Source organism: Schaalia sp. JY-X159 (assembly GCF_014525425.1).
Taxonomy (GTDB): domain Bacteria; phylum Actinomycetota; class Actinomycetes; order Actinomycetales; family Actinomycetaceae; genus Scrofimicrobium.
Genome location: NZ_JACEXI010000001.1, coordinates 128,641 through 144,268, shown reverse-complemented (window position 1 = coordinate 144,268; position 15,628 = coordinate 128,641). Strand labels below are relative to the sequence as shown.

15 protein-coding genes are annotated in these 15,628 nt (G+C 67.6%); all 15 read left to right on the top strand.

Annotation, left to right across the window (positions count from 1 at the left end; genetic code table 11):
• The first annotated feature begins 18 nt into the window (after window positions 1-18).
• The 15 genes from IDL90_RS00640 to IDL90_RS00570 all read left to right on the top strand — a co-directional run bounded on the left by IDL90_RS00640 (window position 19) and on the right by IDL90_RS00570 (window position 15,618).
• The gene (locus tag IDL90_RS00640) at window positions 19-1,899 is read left to right on the top strand and encodes a heavy metal translocating P-type ATPase (protein ID WP_398401418.1); all 1,881 of its coding nucleotides are present in this window, start codon (window positions 19-21) and stop codon (window positions 1,897-1,899) included.
• A 251-nt stretch (window positions 1,900-2,150) separates the two neighbouring features.
• Window positions 2,151-3,083 (top strand): AraC family transcriptional regulator, encoded by a 933-nt coding sequence (locus IDL90_RS11635; protein WP_223175093.1) that lies wholly within the window; start codon window positions 2,151-2,153, stop codon window positions 3,081-3,083.
• A gap of 232 nt (window positions 3,084-3,315) precedes the next feature.
• Window positions 3,316-4,287, top strand: coding sequence for a bifunctional DNA primase/polymerase (locus tag IDL90_RS00630; RefSeq protein WP_187993983.1), 972 nt, complete (start codon window positions 3,316-3,318; stop codon window positions 4,285-4,287).
• On the top strand, window positions 4,287-4,961 hold the full coding sequence (locus IDL90_RS00625) for a DUF2637 domain-containing protein (protein WP_187994286.1): 675 nt from the start codon (window positions 4,287-4,289) through the stop codon (window positions 4,959-4,961). The genes IDL90_RS00630 and IDL90_RS00625 overlap by 1 nt, the downstream gene beginning before the upstream one ends.
• A complete protein-coding gene (locus IDL90_RS00620; RefSeq protein ID WP_187993982.1) occupies window positions 4,958-5,419 on the top strand; it encodes a hypothetical protein in 462 nt (153 codons plus the stop codon). Before IDL90_RS00625 ends, IDL90_RS00620 begins: the two co-directional genes overlap by 4 nt.
• A gap of 91 nt (window positions 5,420-5,510) precedes the next feature.
• Window positions 5,511-6,359 (top strand): hypothetical protein, encoded by an 849-nt coding sequence (locus tag IDL90_RS00615; RefSeq protein ID WP_187993981.1) that lies wholly within the window; start codon window positions 5,511-5,513, stop codon window positions 6,357-6,359.
• On the top strand, window positions 6,356-7,336 hold the full coding sequence (locus IDL90_RS00610; protein WP_187993980.1) for a ParB N-terminal domain-containing protein: 981 nt from the start codon (window positions 6,356-6,358) through the stop codon (window positions 7,334-7,336). The genes IDL90_RS00615 and IDL90_RS00610 overlap by 4 nt, the downstream gene beginning before the upstream one ends.
• A gap of 36 nt (window positions 7,337-7,372) precedes the next feature.
• On the top strand, window positions 7,373-8,095 hold the full coding sequence (locus tag IDL90_RS00605) for a hypothetical protein (protein ID WP_187993979.1): 723 nt from the start codon (window positions 7,373-7,375) through the stop codon (window positions 8,093-8,095).
• A 10-nt stretch (window positions 8,096-8,105) separates the two neighbouring features.
• On the top strand, window positions 8,106-9,746 hold the full coding sequence (locus tag IDL90_RS00600) for a M23 family metallopeptidase (RefSeq protein ID WP_223175092.1): 1,641 nt from the start codon (window positions 8,106-8,108) through the stop codon (window positions 9,744-9,746).
• Window positions 9,747-9,756: 10 nt separating this feature from the next.
• Window positions 9,757-10,023, top strand: coding sequence for a DUF6112 family protein (locus tag IDL90_RS00595; protein WP_183622372.1), 267 nt, complete (start codon window positions 9,757-9,759; stop codon window positions 10,021-10,023).
• 110 nt (window positions 10,024-10,133) lie between these two features.
• Window positions 10,134-10,403 (top strand): DUF6112 family protein, encoded by a 270-nt coding sequence (locus tag IDL90_RS00590; protein ID WP_017883434.1) that lies wholly within the window; start codon window positions 10,134-10,136, stop codon window positions 10,401-10,403.
• 40 nt (window positions 10,404-10,443) lie between these two features.
• Window positions 10,444-11,805: a conjugal transfer protein TrbL gene (locus IDL90_RS00585; protein WP_187993978.1), complete on the top strand. Its 1,362-nt coding sequence runs from the start codon at window positions 10,444-10,446 to the stop codon at window positions 11,803-11,805.
• 6 nt (window positions 11,806-11,811) lie between these two features.
• Complete coding sequence (locus IDL90_RS00580; protein ID WP_187993977.1) at window positions 11,812-13,281, top strand: SCO6880 family protein; 1,470 nt, start codon at window positions 11,812-11,814, stop codon at window positions 13,279-13,281.
• 52 nt (window positions 13,282-13,333) lie between these two features.
• Window positions 13,334-14,137 (top strand): hypothetical protein, encoded by an 804-nt coding sequence (locus IDL90_RS00575; RefSeq protein ID WP_187993976.1) that lies wholly within the window; start codon window positions 13,334-13,336, stop codon window positions 14,135-14,137.
• Entirely contained in the window at window positions 14,134-15,618 is a 1,485-nt protein-coding gene (locus IDL90_RS00570) for an ATP-binding protein (protein WP_187993975.1), read from the top strand. Before IDL90_RS00575 ends, IDL90_RS00570 begins: the two co-directional genes overlap by 4 nt.
• Window positions 15,619-15,628 lie beyond the last annotated feature (10 nt).

Genomic DNA, 15,628 nt, shown 5'->3' with positions numbered 1-15,628 from the left:
GCGGCGACCAAGTCACAGATGGCCGGACCCGTTGTCGACGATGACGACGACCACGACGGACCGTGGTGGAAAGACCGCGGGATCATGGTGCCGGTCTTCTCCGGCGTCGCGTTCCTCTCCGGGCTGATCTGCGAGTGGTCCGGCGCGGAGATCCCGGCGCTGGTCGTGTTCTGGATCGGCCTGCTGCTAGGCGCGTCGACGTTCACCCCCGGTGCGATCCGCAAGCTCTTCAAGGGCAAGCTCGGCATCGGCCTGCTAATGACGATCAGCGCTGTCGGCGCAGTCATCCTCGGCTACGTCGAGGAAGCGGCCGCGCTGGCGTTCCTCTACTCGATCGCCGAGGCCCTAGAGGACAAGGCGATGGACCGTGCCCGGGGCGGCCTGCGAGCACTGCTGAAGCTCGTTCCCGAGACCGCGACGGTCCGTCGTGAGGGTGTTTCGGTGGAGATCGCGGCGAAGGACCTCGCTGTCGGGCAGATCATGGTCGTGCGTCCTGGGGAGCGGATCGCGACCGATGGGATCGTCCGGTCCGGTCGTTCCAGTCTGGACACCTCTGCGATTACCGGAGAGTCGATTCCTGTCGAGGTCGAGCCCGGCGACGCGGTGTCGGCCGGGGCGATCAACACCGCCGGTGCACTCGAGGTCGAAGCGACAGCGGCGGGCACGGACAACTCGTTGACGACGATCGTGGAGTTGGTCGAGAAGGCGCAGGCGGAGAAGGGTGACCGTGCTCGTCTCGCGGACCGCATTGCCCGCCCACTGGTGCCCGGGGTGCTGATCCTCGCCGCGCTGGTCGCGCTGATCGGCTCGATGTTCGGTGACCCGGAGTTGTGGATCACCAGGGCCCTCGTCGTCCTCGTCGCGGCCTCGCCGTGCGCGCTGGCGATCTCCGTCCCGCTCACGGTCGTCGCGGCGATTGGCGCGGCCAGCAAGTTCGGCGTTATCATCAAGTCCGGCGCAGTGTTCGAGCGGTTCGGCACGATCCGCCATGTCGCCGTCGACAAGACCGGCACCCTCACCCGGAACGAACCCGCCGTCACCGCGGTCCTCACCGCCGACGGTGTGACCAAGGCCCAGGCGCTGGCCTGGGCGGCCGCGCTGGAGCAGCACAGCACCCACCCCCTTGCCGCTGCGATCACGGCCGCTGCCCCCGGAGCATCCGCAGCATCCGCCGTGACCGAACAGGCCGGGAACGGCATTGAAGGAACCCTCGACGGATCACGGATCACGGTCGGCAGCCCCCGTTGGCTCGACGCCGGTCAGCTCGGCGGCCATGTCGCCGGCCTGGAGGAGCAGGGCATGACCGTGGTGATCGTGCACCGCGACGGGAGGCCAGCGGCTGCGATCGGCGTCCGCGACGAGCTGCGTCCGGAGGTCCCGGAAGTGGTCCGGACCCTCGCGGTGCAGGGCGTCGGGGTGACGATGCTCACCGGCGACAACGCCCGCACCGCGCGTGCTCTCGCTGCGCAGGCCGGGATCGACGACGTGCGCGCGGAACTCCGCCCTGAGGACAAGGCGGCCGCGATCGGCGAACTCTCGAAGGCAGGATCGGTCGCGATGATTGGCGACGGCATCAACGATGCGCCTGCCCTCGCCGCTGCGGACATCGGGATCGCGATGGGCGCGACCGGCTCGGATGCCGCAATTGAGTCCGCCGATGTCGCGTTCACGGGCCACGACCTGCGCCTCATCCCTCGGGCGTTCGACCATGCGCGCCGCGGTCGGCGCATCATCAACCAGAACATCATCCTGTCGCTGCTGATCATCACCGCCCTGCTCCCGCTCGCGCTGTTCGGTGTCCTTGGCCTCGCTGCAGTGGTCCTGGTGCACGAGATCGCCGAGGTAATCGTGATCCTCAATGGGCTCCGTGCCGCGCGTACTAGAGCCGCAGCCTCATGACGGCACCGGTAGCCGCGCCGCGCGTCAGGGAGACCGCTGCAGAGCGCAGGAAGGTGACCGACCAGCGGGCGACGAACCACGCCGCGCGAGAAGGCTGAATACATGAAGGTCCGTTGCGGGACCTCGCCGACTGCCCGGACACCGACACAGTCAACGTCCGCCGGTGCATCTGCTGAAGGGGTGGCGGTCCTTACAACGTTCCTCGGATGCAACCACGAGCAAGTCGAACGAGCCACGGACCACGGGCCATCGTGGACCTTGACACGAGCGTCGAGATGATGCGAGTGCTGCACGAGTACCAGGCATTACTCGCCCGCACTGCCACGGTTTATAGACCAGTCGGACCGGTGGCCTACGACTGTGTGAAAGTCGTCGTTGTCCGTGACGGTTCTGCGTTCTTGCTCAGCGAGTTCGGGCAGAAGCCGGTCAGACCAGGCGATGTGATCCTGCTAGGAGCGAGCGTCCTGTGTGGAAGCGAGCCGGAGGGCCATATCACTGTCACGACGGTCTATCTCGATACGGACTACGTGCTCGATCAGGTGCGGTGGCAGTATGCCGGGTTCCTCGAAGACCGGCTCGACGCGCAGGGCTTCGCGGACATGATCTATACCGAGCCCGCGCAGGTCCTCCGGCTGGGCGAGGATCGTGCCGGGATGCTCATGCCGTGGCTGGATGAGTTGGTCGCGCTCAGCGTTGACGGGAACTTCGTGCGGAATTACCTGCGGATGCAGGCGCTGTGGTTCCAGATCGCCTACGTGATCGCTCCGTTCATCGCTGTCTCTCCCGTGCGCATCTCGCCGTCGCAGCGTGCGCATATCCGGCCCACGCTTCCTCGTGATCGCCGGTTCGCACCGTTGCGGGCTGAGGCGCGTCGGGCGGCTGCTCTGCTGCGTGAGAACCCGGCCAAGCGGTGGACGCTGGAGGATCTCGCCGCCGAGGTGCATTTGTCGCCGTCACGGTTGAGCAGCGTGTTCGTGGAAGCCTACGGCAAGACCCCGCTGGCGTTTCTGACGATGCTCCGGGCCGAGCACCTGGCAAAATACTTGCGAGAGACCGATCTGACGGTCTCGGCCGCGATGGAGCGGGTCGGCTGGTACTCCCGCTCCCACGCCACCCGCTTGTTCCGCCAATACGTTGGCGTCACGCCCGGCCACTATCGCCAGATGCGCGCACAGACCGGGTGAGCGATGTGCCCGATCCGGTTACTCTGCGCCGCTTCTTTCAGATCATCTGCCTCCAGTCGTCCCAAGCACGAGTCGGGCTGGTAGGCCGGTAAGGACTCGTCGGGTTCTTCGAGAATCTTGATGGTCACTGTCTCGTCTCTTTGTCCGTCTTCTCTTCTTGATCCCCCCGACGTACCTCACGGTCGTACGGCTACTCGCTGATGAGTGGCTTCGGGCGGAAGGAGATCTGACGATGGCTGAGGTACGCGACGCTCGCACGTCGCAGGATGTGATCGCGCGCCACGCCTCGTCGGTTGCTGCGCTCTTCTCCCGGCTCGATGAGGGCATGCGGCTGGCGCTGGTTGCGCGCGAGCTGGCACGGCTTGGTGTGCCGGTGTTCCCGTGCGCGCCGGGCGGGAAGCGCCCAATTCCCGTGCGTGGCTTCCACGAGGCGACGACCGACGCCGGTCAGGTAGAGGCGTGGTGGAGGCATCGACCTCGCGCGAACCTCGCCATCCCGACCGGTACAGCTTCGGGTGTGGTCGTCGTCGACGTCGACGTGCACAAGGTCAATGGGTACGTCGCGTTCAAACGTGCGGCCTACTCGGGGGTGCTGCCGGAACCGTTGGCAGTGGTGACGACGCCGACCGGCGGCAGGCATCTGTACTACCCGGCGGACGCGGAGCGCGAGCAGCGGTCCTGGCAGGTGGGCCGGGCGGGTATCGACTTTCGGGGCGACGGCGGCTACATCATCGTGCCTCTCTCGCAGCGCATGATCGACGGTCGCCGGATGCAGTATCGGGTCGAGAGTGTGACCGCGCGCCCAGTCGCGTGGCTGGACGCGCAGCGGCTGCGCGACTTCCTCGATCCGCGCCCGAAGTACACCACTGCGCCCGTGCCGCCGGGTGGCTGGCCGCTGGATGTTGCCCGGCTTGCCTCGCAGGTGGCGAACAGGCCCGAGGGCGAACGCAACCTCGGGCTGTTCAAAGCCGCGTGCCGCATGGCCGAGCACGGTCACTCGCCCCGCGAAGCACTCGACGCACTCGGTCTGGCTGCGAGCCAGTCCGGTCTGGGCGAGCGCGAGATCACCCGAACGGTCGGTTCGGCGTATCGCCACGTCAGTACCTACGGGCCGCGTCGTCGCGCCCCGGTGCGCCAGACGGCTTCGGGTTTCGCTCGTGACGAGTCGCCGGTTGCTGCCTTGGCGAGTGGTCGGGGGCTGTGATGAACGCGCGACGACCTGTCTGGGGTTGGGCGGTCGTAACCGCTGCGACTGGCACCGTGCTGATCGGCATCGGCGCGTTCTGGCTCTCGTTCATGGCGCTGGCCGACCTCGCGGCCCGATCGGGTATCGCTTCGGGTCACGCGTGGATCTGGCCGCTGCTCGTGGACGGGTTGATCGTGGTCTCCACGATCGCGGTCGTAGCGCTCGATGGTCGGCCCGGTGCCTGGTATCCGTGGGCGCTGTTGATCTGTGGGGCGCTGGTGTCGGTGGCTGCGAACGCGCTGCACGCGGTCGTTGCTGCTGATGCCAGCGTGCCCGCGATGCTCGCCGCGACGGTCGCGGCGGTGCCGCCGCTGGTGCTGCTTGCCAGCACGCACCTCACCGTCGTCCTCACACGCTCAACCACCACGCCGCCGGATGGCCCCGCTCAGGCGCCGCGCGAGCTACAAGCCGTAGCCGAGGCTGACCCAGCACCAGCAGCCGAGACCGAAGCCGAACCGGATGCCGAGCTGGTGCTTGGCCGGCGTGAGCGCGCCGCGCAGCTTCGGGAGGCCGGCTGGTCGAACAAGGCGATCGCTGACGAGTTGCATGTGCATCCCTCGACCGTGGGTCGTTGGTTTACCCCGCCGGTCGAGGAACCGGAGACCACAACAGGAATGGAGACAACATCATGAGCATCGACCCGCGAGAGCAGGCACGACCGTACAAGGAGGCGCGCGTCGAGGATGTGCCCGAAACGGAGATGCCGGAAGACCACAGCGAGGTTCGGCAGGTGCCCGAGGCGGTTGCCGCTGCCGATGCCACCAAGCACAAGGACGCCAAGGTCGAGACCGCCACCGCTGACGAGATCACCGATGCAGCTGACGCGGCGGAGGTCGAGCAGAAGCTCGAGGAACACCGGGCGCGCGGCATCGAGTGGGTGCGGCCCACCGACCTGATCGCCCGCAACACGGCGTCACTGGCCGGGCGGGGCATCGACCTGGAGGTCGAGATGTCGCGCAAGGCCCGCGAACCACTCGTGGCCGAGCTGCGGAACCTCGGCGACCGGGCCAGGCGGCTGTCGCCGCTGTCGGCGTTCGGGCATGGTGTCCGGCACCACGCTCCGACGAGGACTGCGGTCGGGAAGTCGTGAAGCGGTGATCAGCGATGACTCGACAACGAACGCCCGACCGCCCCCTACGAAGAGGCCCACTGCGTGCACCTTGCCGCCAGGAGGTGCCATCATGACAACCCGCACGACCTTCCGTGAACCGGAAGACTTCACTCGCAGCGAGGGCTTGCGTTCCCTGCTGAACCGGCTGCACGAGAGCGGCCCCGGCGCGTGGCAATCCGATCCGGTCGCCGCTGACCTGATGGTCTACGCCGCCGATAAGTACGGGGCGCTGGCTCGCAAGCACGGCCTCGACCCCTGGGAGGCGGCATCAGCCGCGTTCGATGTGATGCGCACCAAGGCCGCGCGTACCGCGAACGACCCGTGGGGCGTGGTGACCCACGCGGTGCGCATCACCTGCATCGCGGAGGAACGCGGGCAGGGTCTGTTGTGTTCGGTGCATCAGGCCCGCCGCCCGCACATCTCTGCGTTCCACGACGCTGAGCGGCTGTCGGATCGGGAGAACCCGCTGACGGACTATCACTCCGCATTCCACGTCACCGATCCCGAACCGACCGGCGCCGACGAACCAGCGAGCACGACGACGAGCTGCTCGGCAGGCTCGGCGGTGGAGGACGCGATCGCGCTGTTCACGCTGCTGGGCTGGCCCCCACACGTCGCCCGCGCCGGGGTCGAGCACATCTGCCAGGCTCTGGCCGGTGCGGGTAGCCGCCAGAGCGCCTATGAAGCGCTGCGCCGCGATAAGCACGCTCGCGCCCTGCTGGACGTGAACGGCACCGCCTGGACAGCACTGTTGAAGGCGCTGCTCGGGCATCCCAACCCGGCCTATGCCGCGACCACTGCTGGGCGCGGCATCCTGCTCAGGTTGCTGATTGGCGAGAGTCTGCGCGCACTGCTGCGCGACGACGATCTCGTACTGATGATCTCCCTCGCGGCCCCCAAACATGGGGGCCGGTCATGAGCAGGCACCCCGGGCACATCGAACTCGACCGCACCGTCGCCTCGATCATCGTCGGCAACCGGCACCGCACCGATCTGGGCGACCTGACCAAGCTGGCCGAGTCCATCGCCCGCGACGGACTCCTGCAACCGTTGACGGTCACCATCGACGGGGTGCTGGTGTGCGGCGCTCGGCGGCTGGCCGCGATCAAGCTGCTCGGCTGGCGCACGGTGAGCGTGTGGGTGCGCTCGGGCGTCTCGGGCAGGCTGGGACACCTGCTGGCTGAGCAAGACGACAACCTTCTGCACAAAGACCTCACCCCGAGCGAGAAGACTGCGCTGTACCGCGAACTGAAGACCCTCATGGCCGAGGACGCCGCGCGCAGGCAGGCAGCAACACGGTTCAGTGCGGAGAACCAGCCCGGAAACGACGGTGGGGGAAAGTTTCCCGCACCGTCCGAGCCTGTGGGGCGAGCCAGCGAGCAAGCCGCCGCAATGATCCCCGGCGGTGCGTCGTACAAGACGCTCGACAAGATCGACTACCTGCGGCAAGTCGCCGACGACCCCGATCTGCCCGCGACATTGCGCGCCGAGGCGGCAGCGGAGGTCGAACGCATCAACGCCGGTGCTCCGGTGCATCCCGGCTTCGAGCGCATTCGTGCCGCTGTCGCCGAAGTGACCAGCGAGGACACCGATCTGGAGGCCACGGCGCGTGAGGCCGTCGCCCGCGCTCAGGCGGCGCAAGCCAAGCCCGTGCCGGTCATCTCCGCGAGTGAGACCGAGCCTGCGCGGTGGCCGGTGCGCGCGTTCGTCGCCACCTGGACGGAGCTTGCCGACTGGTGGATGCACTACGACGCCGACGTGCTTGCCAGCGATCTCACCGACGAGCAGATCGGCTCGTTCCTGGCGACCGCTGATGGCACCAGCACGTTCGCCGACGAGCTGCGCGCCGCCCGGCAGTCGCTGGACAACCCGCGTAGGCACCTCCGAGCGCTCTGACCCTCATCGGGTGCGTGGACGGCGCACCTGGGGGTTATGAAGACGACTCCCGATGATCCCGCCCGAACCCGCCGCCGATTGATCTCCCTCGTCTGCGCCGGTGTCGCGTTCCTCGTCCTGGCTGCGATCGGCGTCTACGGGCTGGTGACCGGCCCGAACGACACCGGCCCGTCACCCGATAGGCCACCGGTTCCGACTCGCTCCACTCCCGATCAGCCGACTCCGCGCCTGCCCTACATCCCCCCGTCGACCGACCCCGAAGAGTTCGCACGCTCGGCCGCGCACGCGCTATTCACCTGGGATACCACCAGCGGGTTCCTACCGCTGGATCACACCGCCGTGCTGCTCGACGTAGGTGACCCGACCGGGAACGAGCAAGCGGGCCTAGCCTCCGACGTCACCTCCTACCTGCCGGACCGTGACGCCTGGGTCGATCTGCGCCAGTACAGCACGAGCCAGCACCTGACCATCACCGACGCCTATGTGCCCGAGCAGTGGGCGCAGGCGGTCGAGCAAGCCCGGCCCGGCCAGCTCCCGGTCGGGGCGACCGCCATCACGATCGACGGCACCCGGCACCGCGAAGGAATCTGGAACGACGAACCGGTCACTTCTGAGCACCCGGTGTCGTTCACGATCTTCCTCGCCTGCCCACCCGGCCCGCCGACCGACAGCCAGAGCGAGACCGGCGCAGCCGATGCGGGTGAGGTGCCGTCCTGCTACCTGCTGCGCCTGTCGATGCTCGACCAGCCGCTGCGCTGACACGGAGGCCATGACCATGAAAAAGGTAGCCATCGCGCTGGCCCTGCTGCTCCTGCTCGGCCCGTTCGTCGGCCTGCTGGCGATCGGCGTGCTGATGAACCCCGCCGCGAACGCCGCGTGCACCATCGACGGCACCGGCGTCACCATCGGGAACATCCCCGACTCGTTGACGGCGACCACCGCGAACGGCGAGACCATCACGCTCAACCGGCAACAGCTCACGCACGCAGCCACCATCATCGAGGTCGGTTCCGGCATCGAGGAGGTGGGGCGCGACGGCATCCAGATCGCGCTCATGGCAGCACTGACCGAATCCACCCTGCGGATGCTGTCGAACACCTCCGCCTATCCCGAGAGCGCCGACTACCCGAACGACGGCGATGGCGGCGACCACGACAGCCTGGGCCTGTTCCAGATGCGCCCGCAGTCGGGGTGGGGAACGGTCGCCGAACTCATGGACTCCACCTATCAAGCTCAGGCGTTCTACGGCGGGCCCGACGGGCCCAACTACCCAAGTCCGCGTGGCCTGCTCGACATTCCCGGCTGGCAGCAGATGAGCAAGGGCGAGGCAGCTCAAGCCGTCGAAGTCAGTGCCTACCCCGACAGGTACAACAACTACGAGCCGGTCGCACTCACCATCCTCAACACGCTCACGGGAGCGGGTGGACCGATCAACCCAGCACCGCTCCTCCCCACTGTCGTAGTGGCTGAGGTCGCGGAGTCATCGCGCGTGGTATTCCCCCTGCCGGAGGGCACCTGGGTTCCCACGTCACCGTTCGGATCGCGCATCCACCCGATCACCGGGGAGCAGAGCTTCCACACGGGCGCGGACTTCGCCGCCCCGGACGGCACCCCGATCCTCGCCGCCGCCTCTGGCACGGTCACCGTCGCCGAGTTCTCAGGCGGGTACGGCGGCCTGGTCGTGATCGAGCACCGTATCGGCGGGCGCACCGTGGCGACCGCGTACGCGCACAGTTGGCAGCACGGCATCCACGTCTCGGTGGGCGATCAAGTACGTGCCGGGCAGCACATCGCCGACGTCGGTTCCTCGGGCATGAGCACGGGGCCGCATCTGCATTTCGAGGTTCGTGACGGCGGCACCAACGGAGAGTTCATCGACCCTGCCGCATGGCTGAACCAGCACAACGCCGCCGACCTCCCTGAAGCCTCAGTCGGGTCTCCGACCGGATGTGAGAGCAGCACTGGCACTGCCGGTGACCCGGCACCATTCGACAGCGATGACCCGAACCGGATGGTCGACGACCCGACCTCGACCGGGCAGATCACCGCCCGGATGCTGCACCTGTACGAGCAGACCATCGCCTCGTTCCCCGACACCGGGTGGGGCTGCTACGCACCCCGGCCCGGCACCCAATCGGAGCATCCCTTGGGCCGTGCGTGTGATCTGACGTTCGGCAACGCGATCGGCCAGTACCCGACCGCTGAGCAGCTCGACTATGGCTGGCAGGTCACCGAGTGGATGCAGACCCACGCCGAAGCGCTCGGCGTCGAGTACCTGATCTGGCAAGGCAAAATCTGGTCGCTCTCGCGCGATTCCGAGGGTTGGCGTCCATACAACGGCGGCGGGATGCACGACCCCGGCAACGTAACGGGTGGGCACTACGACCACCTTCACCTCACGGTGAAGTAGCGGGTGCGTCATGAACGTGTTTCCCGACTTCGACGGACTGGCAGGCATCGGCGATCTACGGGAGGTCGTCGGGGCGCTGCTGATGTTCGCCCTCGTGATCGCGGTGCTGATGCTGATCGTCTCGGCGATCATCTGGGCGGTCTCGTCAAGCACCGGCAACTATGCCGCCGCCTCCAAGGGCCGCGTCGGGGTGCTGGTCTCCCTCGGCGGCGCAGTCCTGGCCGGGGCCGGTGTCGCGTGGATGAACTGGCTGATCGGCATCGGCCAGCAACTCTGACCCTATGCGGCTTCTGAGCGCCCGCCCTCTGGGGCGGGCGCTCTCGTACGTGTGGCGGCGGGGTGCACCTGACGGCAGAACCACCCAACGCTTCATGAAGGAGAACTGCCGTGATCGACATCGACCCCAACTCCAGCGGCTTGCCGGGAATCGAACAGCTGCGCATCATCGTCGGCGCAGTCATGACCGTGGGCCTGATCCTCAGCGTTCTGGCGCTGATCGTCTCCGCGATCATCTGGGCCTACGGCTCCAACTCATCCAACCCGCACCTGGCCGGTCGCGGCAAGATCGGCGTTCTGATCTCCTGCGGTGCAGCCGTCGTCTGTGGCGCGTCCGTCACGCTCATCAACTTCTTCTGGGGCGTCGGCCAAGCCGTCTGAACCCACCCATCAACAACTCCGAACTACAAGGAGGCTCGTGATGGGCGTGTGCGATATCCCCGTCATTTCCAGCGTCTGCGATGTCGCCGGTGAAGCTGCCGCGACGCTAATCTCGGCCCCGTTCGACTGGCTTGCCAGCGCGATGGGCGAAGCCGCCGCCTGGCTGTTCGAGGCCGTCTGGACTGTCTTCGACACCACCACGATGGTCGACGTCACCAGCGGCGAGTACGTGGGCGTCTACAACCTGATCTTCGGCATCGCCGTGTTCGTCATGCTGCTGTTCTTCTGCCTGCAACTGATCACCGGCATGATCCGCCGAGAACCCGCCGCCCTCTCGCGCGCCGCACTCGGTTTGGCCAAGAGTGTGCTCGGGTCGTTCGTGGTCATCACGCTGGTGGCGCTGCTGCTGGAGATCACCGACCAACTCGCAGTCGGGATCATCCAAGCTGCCGGGGAAACCACCGAGACGATGGGCGACAAGATCGCCATTCTCGTCGCCGGGCTGACCGCGCTGAACGTCGGCGCTCCCGGAGTGGGAGCGATCCTGACGATCTTCCTCGCGTCCTTGGCCATCGCCGCCGCCGCGATCGTGTGGCTGTCGCTGCTCATCCGCAAGGCGCTGCTGCTGGTCGCGGTGGTCTTGGCCCCGTTCGCGTTCTCTGGTGCTTCCTGGGATGCCACGCGCGGGTGGATTTCCAAGTGGGCGATGTTCGTCATCGCGCTCGTGTTGTCCAAGCTGGTGCTCGTCGTGATTCTGCTGGTCGCGGTGACTCAGGTGTCGGCCCCGATCGACGCCGACCTGTCGAACATCGCCGACCCGCTGGCCGGGGTGGTGCTGATGGCGCTGGCCGGGTTCGCGCCCTACATGACCTACCGGTTCCTGTCGTTCATCGGCTTCGACCTTTACAACTCGATGGGCACCGAGCAGGAAGCCAAGAGCGCCCTCAACCGGCCCGTGCCGACGCCGGGCATGCCGCAGGGCGGCGAGCCGAAGAAGGTGCTCGACGAAGGCAGCAAGAGTAGCGACAAGAAGGCCAGCGGCGGAAGCGGTGGTGCCGGTGGTGGCCCCAAGTCAAATCCCACGCCCCCGCCGTCCTCAGCGGGCAGCGCTGGCGCTGGTGGGTCCGCCGGGACCGCGGGTGCCGGTGGTGGTGCAGCGGCAGCAGGGCCGATCGCCGCAGGAGTCGTGGCCGGTGCCGCAGTGGTCAAGGCAGCCGCGAGCGCCGGGCCCAAAGCGGGCCAGGCGCTCGCAGGTCAAGCCGATCAAGCGGCGTCCGGTGCCGAGCAGTCGGCGCAGGCTCCGGTCACGCCCCACGCACCGCCTCCCTCCGGGCCGTTGCCGAAGACCCCGAACAGCTCGCCGCCACCACCGTCTCCCCAGCCCAAGCCGACGAAGGAGTGACCTGCGATGCCGAACACTGAAATGGCCCACGAACGCGGCGGCGAGCTGGTGCCCGTGAAATTCTCCCGCCTCACCAGGCGCGGCATCTTGCTCGGCCTGTCGCTGTCTCAGCTGATCACCCTCGGTGTCGGCGGGGCGAGCCTGGTGGCCGCGTTCTACGGCGGCGGCGGTGTCCTGTTCCTCATCACCGCGCCGATTTGGATTATCGCTGCCGCGATCACTTGGATTCCGGTCGCGGGCCGCCCGCTGGTCGAGTGGCTGCCGGTGGCGTGCTGGTGGCTGTGGCGCACCACCGGCGGGCAACTGGCCTACCGGCGCAGGATCGTCACCCCACGCCCGGCGGGAACACTCGCGCTGCCAGGCGACATGGCCCGGTTGCGCGAGTACGTCGATCCCGAGACCGGGGCTGGGATGGTGCACGATCCCACCGCCGGCACTCTCACCGTCGTCACCGAGATCACCCATCCCGCGTTCGTGCTGCTCGACCCCGGTGAGCAAGAACGACGCGTGACCGCGTGGGGCAGGGTGCTGGCGACCGTGTGCCGGTCGGGGCACATCGCCACCTTGCAAGTGCTGGAACGCACACTGCCGGACTCCGGGCAGGGTCTGGCCGAGTGGTGGGCCGCGCACGGCACCCCTGACGGCTCGTGGGCGGCAACGACCTATCAGGAACTCATCGAACGGGCCGGGCCTGCCGGGGAACGCCACGCAACCACCCTCAGTCTGAGCCTGGATATGCGTGCTGCCGCCCGTCAGATTCGCACCGCAGGCGGCGGCGTCAAGGGCGCGGCAAACGTGCTGCGGCAGGAGATGGGCACGCTGTCGGCGGCGTTGCGCTCGGCAGACCTGACGAGCAAGGGCTGGCTCAGCACCGGACAGATCGCGGTCATCCTGCGCTCGGCGTATGACCCGGCTATCGCCGCGACGCTGGAACGCCACGGTGACCTCGGGCACGACCTCGCCACTGCCGGGCCGGTCGCGGTCACCGAGTCGTGGGGGCATCTGCGCAGCGACTCGGCCTATCACTGCGTCGTCTGGATCTCGGAGTGGCCGCGCTCGATGGTGCATCCAGGGTTCCTCTCTCCCGTGCTGCTGTCCAGTGGCATCCATCGGGCGTTCTCACTGGTCTGCACCCCGCTGCGCACCGATCAGGCTGCCCGCGATATTCGCCGCAAGAAGACCGAGTACATCTCCGATGCCGCCCAGCGTGCCCGCATCGGGCAGATCGAAGACGCCTCGCAGACCGCCGAGTACCACGACGTGCTCCAGCAGGAGGCGGACTTGACCGCCGGGCATGGGGTGCTCCGCTACACCGGGCTGATCTCGGTGTCTGCCGACTCGCTCGAGGAACTGGAAGCGGCAGTCGCCGCGATCGAGCAAGCCGCGATTCAAGCCTCGTGCGAGACCCGCGTGCTGGTCGGCCAGCAGGCGCAGGCCTTCACCGCCGCCGCGCTACCGCTGTGCCGCAAGGTCTGAGCCACCGGGCGCACCTCGAAACCATCACCACTGATCCACCTGGAGGCCCGACATGCCCACGTTCAACGAGCCGACCGCCGACGCCGAGGAAGCCCGCCAAGCGCTGCGCGGTCTCGCACACGCCACCATCCGTATCGACGACCCCGACAAGCTCTACGGCATCGTCGGGGAAGTCCTCGGCGCGACCCGCTCCCTGGAGCAGTCGCTCATCCAACTCGCCGGGGCCAGCCTCACCCACCAAGGCCGCGCCGCCCACGATGACGGTGACCGTAATCTCGGGGCTGCCGACGCCTGGGCCGCTGCCGACGCACTCCGGCAGGCCGCACGGCACGTCAGCGCCGCCGAGAGCGTCCTCGATCAGGCATCCGGGCATCTGGGCCGCATCGCCTGGCAGCGCCCGCAGCGGCAATGGGTGACGGTCGTCTTCTTGCAGGGCGACGAGGCCGGGCAGGTGCTCGACCTCATCGACCGCGACGGCACCGACGCCGCAATCGAGCATCTGCGCGGCTACGACTACGGCGACGAGACCACCAGCGCCGCGCTCGCCAACGGGCACCTCTACGACGAACCGCCCACCGATATGCACTCGCAACGAGTCGATGACGGCGACTACGCCCTGATCTACAGTCACGCCCTCGGGCACACCGGGCTGTATCGCGCCCACACCCCACCGCCCGACAGCAGCACGCCGGAGAGCGACGGTCCGCAGAACGTAGGGCCTGCGCAGGACGCGGCGACCGCCGAGGCCGCGCGGCGGGCGCTCGATGAGCGCCGCGATCGGGTGCGTGGCGACGGGTCATGGTTCATCCCTGATCGCATCGCGGAGATCAAGCGCAACCGGGGGTTGGAGCGATGAACCGCAACGATGGTGAGAAGCTGCATGCCTCGGTGCTGGTCGCACCCGCGAAAGAGCGGCGACGCTACCGCAAACAGCGACGCCAAGCCGCGAACCAGCTGCACCACGAACAGCAACAGCGGAAGAACGCGGAGGCGAAAGCTCGCGCCGAAGCGGAGAAAGCCGATCGCGCCGCACGCCAGTACCTGCCCGCAGCAGGTGAACCGGGCCCGTCGATGCTGCGCACACCGGGCCGTTTCCATCTGCCCCGGCATCAGGACACCTCCGCCACCCTGTCGGGTGCGTACCCGTTCGTCGCAGAGGGCGGGCTCGGGTCCAGCGGAGTATTCGTTGGCCAAGACCTCTACAGCGGCGGCTCGTTCGTCTACGACCCGTGGGTGCTGTATGCCAACGGCGTCATCACCGCACCCAACGTCGTCCTGGCCGGAATCGTCGGCTCCGGCAAGTCTTCACTCGCCAAGTCCTTGTACACCCGCAGCCTGCCGTTCGGCAGGCGCGTGTACGTGCCGGGCGATCCGAAAGGCGAACATACCGCTGTCGCGGAGGCTGTCGGCGGACGCGCGATCGCGCTCGGGCACGGCATGGCCAACAGGCTCAACCCCTTGGACGAGGGCTATCGGCCTTCCCACTTCACTGATGTCGAGTGGGAGAGCACTGTGGCCGCGCGTCGCCGCGACCTCATCGGCGCATTGGCCGAGGTGGTGCTCGCTCGCACGCTGACCCCGCTGGAGCACACGGCGATCGACACCGCGCTGACCGCGACCGTGCGGGAGAACGCGGTGCCGATTCTGCCGATGGTCGTCGACCGCATCCTCGCCCCATCCGACGACAGCGACGGACGACTGGCCGAAGACGGCCGTATTGTCGGCCATGCTTTGCGGCGGCTGGTCGCAGGCGACCTCGCGGGCTTGTTCGACGGCCCCTCGACGGTGCAGTTCGATCCGACGCTGCCGATGATGAGCCTCGATCTGTCTCGGGTGACGGAGAACAGCACGCTCATCAGCGCACTCATGACCTGCTGCTCGGCGTGGATGGAATCGGCGCTGCTCGACCCGGCAGGCGGGCAACGGTGGGTGATCTACGACGAGGCATGGCGTCTGATGTCGCAGCCATCGTTGCTGAGACGAATGGACGCGCACTGGCGTCTCGCCAGGCACTACGGCATCGCGAATGCCCTCATCTTTCACAAGCTGACCGATCTGGAGAACGTCGGCGACTCCGGCAGCGCCATGCGTTCACTTGCCAACAGCCTGCTAGCGAACGCCGAGACCCGCATCATCTACCGGCAAGAATCCGACCAATTGGGCGTCACCGCCAAGGCGCTCGGGCTGACATCCACCGAACGCAAACTGTTGCCCTCACTCGGCGTCGGGCAGGGCCTGTGGCGCATCAAGGAACGCAGTTTCGTCGTTCAACAACAACTACACCCTGCCGAGCTGAAGCTCTTCGACACGAGCGCCAGGGCATCGGGTAACACCTAGAAGTTCCGAT

Coding starts and splice junctions, on each gene's coding strand:
- IDL90_RS00640 (WP_398401418.1), top strand. CDS start 19: ATGGCCGGACCCGTTGTCGACGATGACGACGACCACGACGGACCGTGG.
- IDL90_RS00630 (WP_187993983.1), top strand. CDS start 3,316: ATGGCTGAGGTACGCGACGCTCGCACGTCGCAGGATGTGATCGCGCGC.
- IDL90_RS00625 (WP_187994286.1), top strand. CDS start 4,287: ATGAACGCGCGACGACCTGTCTGGGGTTGGGCGGTCGTAACCGCTGCG.
- IDL90_RS00620 (WP_187993982.1), top strand. CDS start 4,958: ATGAGCATCGACCCGCGAGAGCAGGCACGACCGTACAAGGAGGCGCGC.
- IDL90_RS00615 (WP_187993981.1), top strand. CDS start 5,511: ATGACAACCCGCACGACCTTCCGTGAACCGGAAGACTTCACTCGCAGC.
- IDL90_RS00610 (WP_187993980.1), top strand. CDS start 6,356: ATGAGCAGGCACCCCGGGCACATCGAACTCGACCGCACCGTCGCCTCG.
- IDL90_RS00605 (WP_187993979.1), top strand. CDS start 7,373: ATGAAGACGACTCCCGATGATCCCGCCCGAACCCGCCGCCGATTGATC.
- IDL90_RS00600 (WP_223175092.1), top strand. CDS start 8,106: ATGACCATGAAAAAGGTAGCCATCGCGCTGGCCCTGCTGCTCCTGCTC.
- IDL90_RS00595 (WP_183622372.1), top strand. CDS start 9,757: ATGAACGTGTTTCCCGACTTCGACGGACTGGCAGGCATCGGCGATCTA.
- IDL90_RS00585 (WP_187993978.1), top strand. CDS start 10,444: ATGGGCGTGTGCGATATCCCCGTCATTTCCAGCGTCTGCGATGTCGCC.
- IDL90_RS00580 (WP_187993977.1), top strand. CDS start 11,812: ATGCCGAACACTGAAATGGCCCACGAACGCGGCGGCGAGCTGGTGCCC.
- IDL90_RS00575 (WP_187993976.1), top strand. CDS start 13,334: ATGCCCACGTTCAACGAGCCGACCGCCGACGCCGAGGAAGCCCGCCAA.
- IDL90_RS00570 (WP_187993975.1), top strand. CDS start 14,134: ATGAACCGCAACGATGGTGAGAAGCTGCATGCCTCGGTGCTGGTCGCA.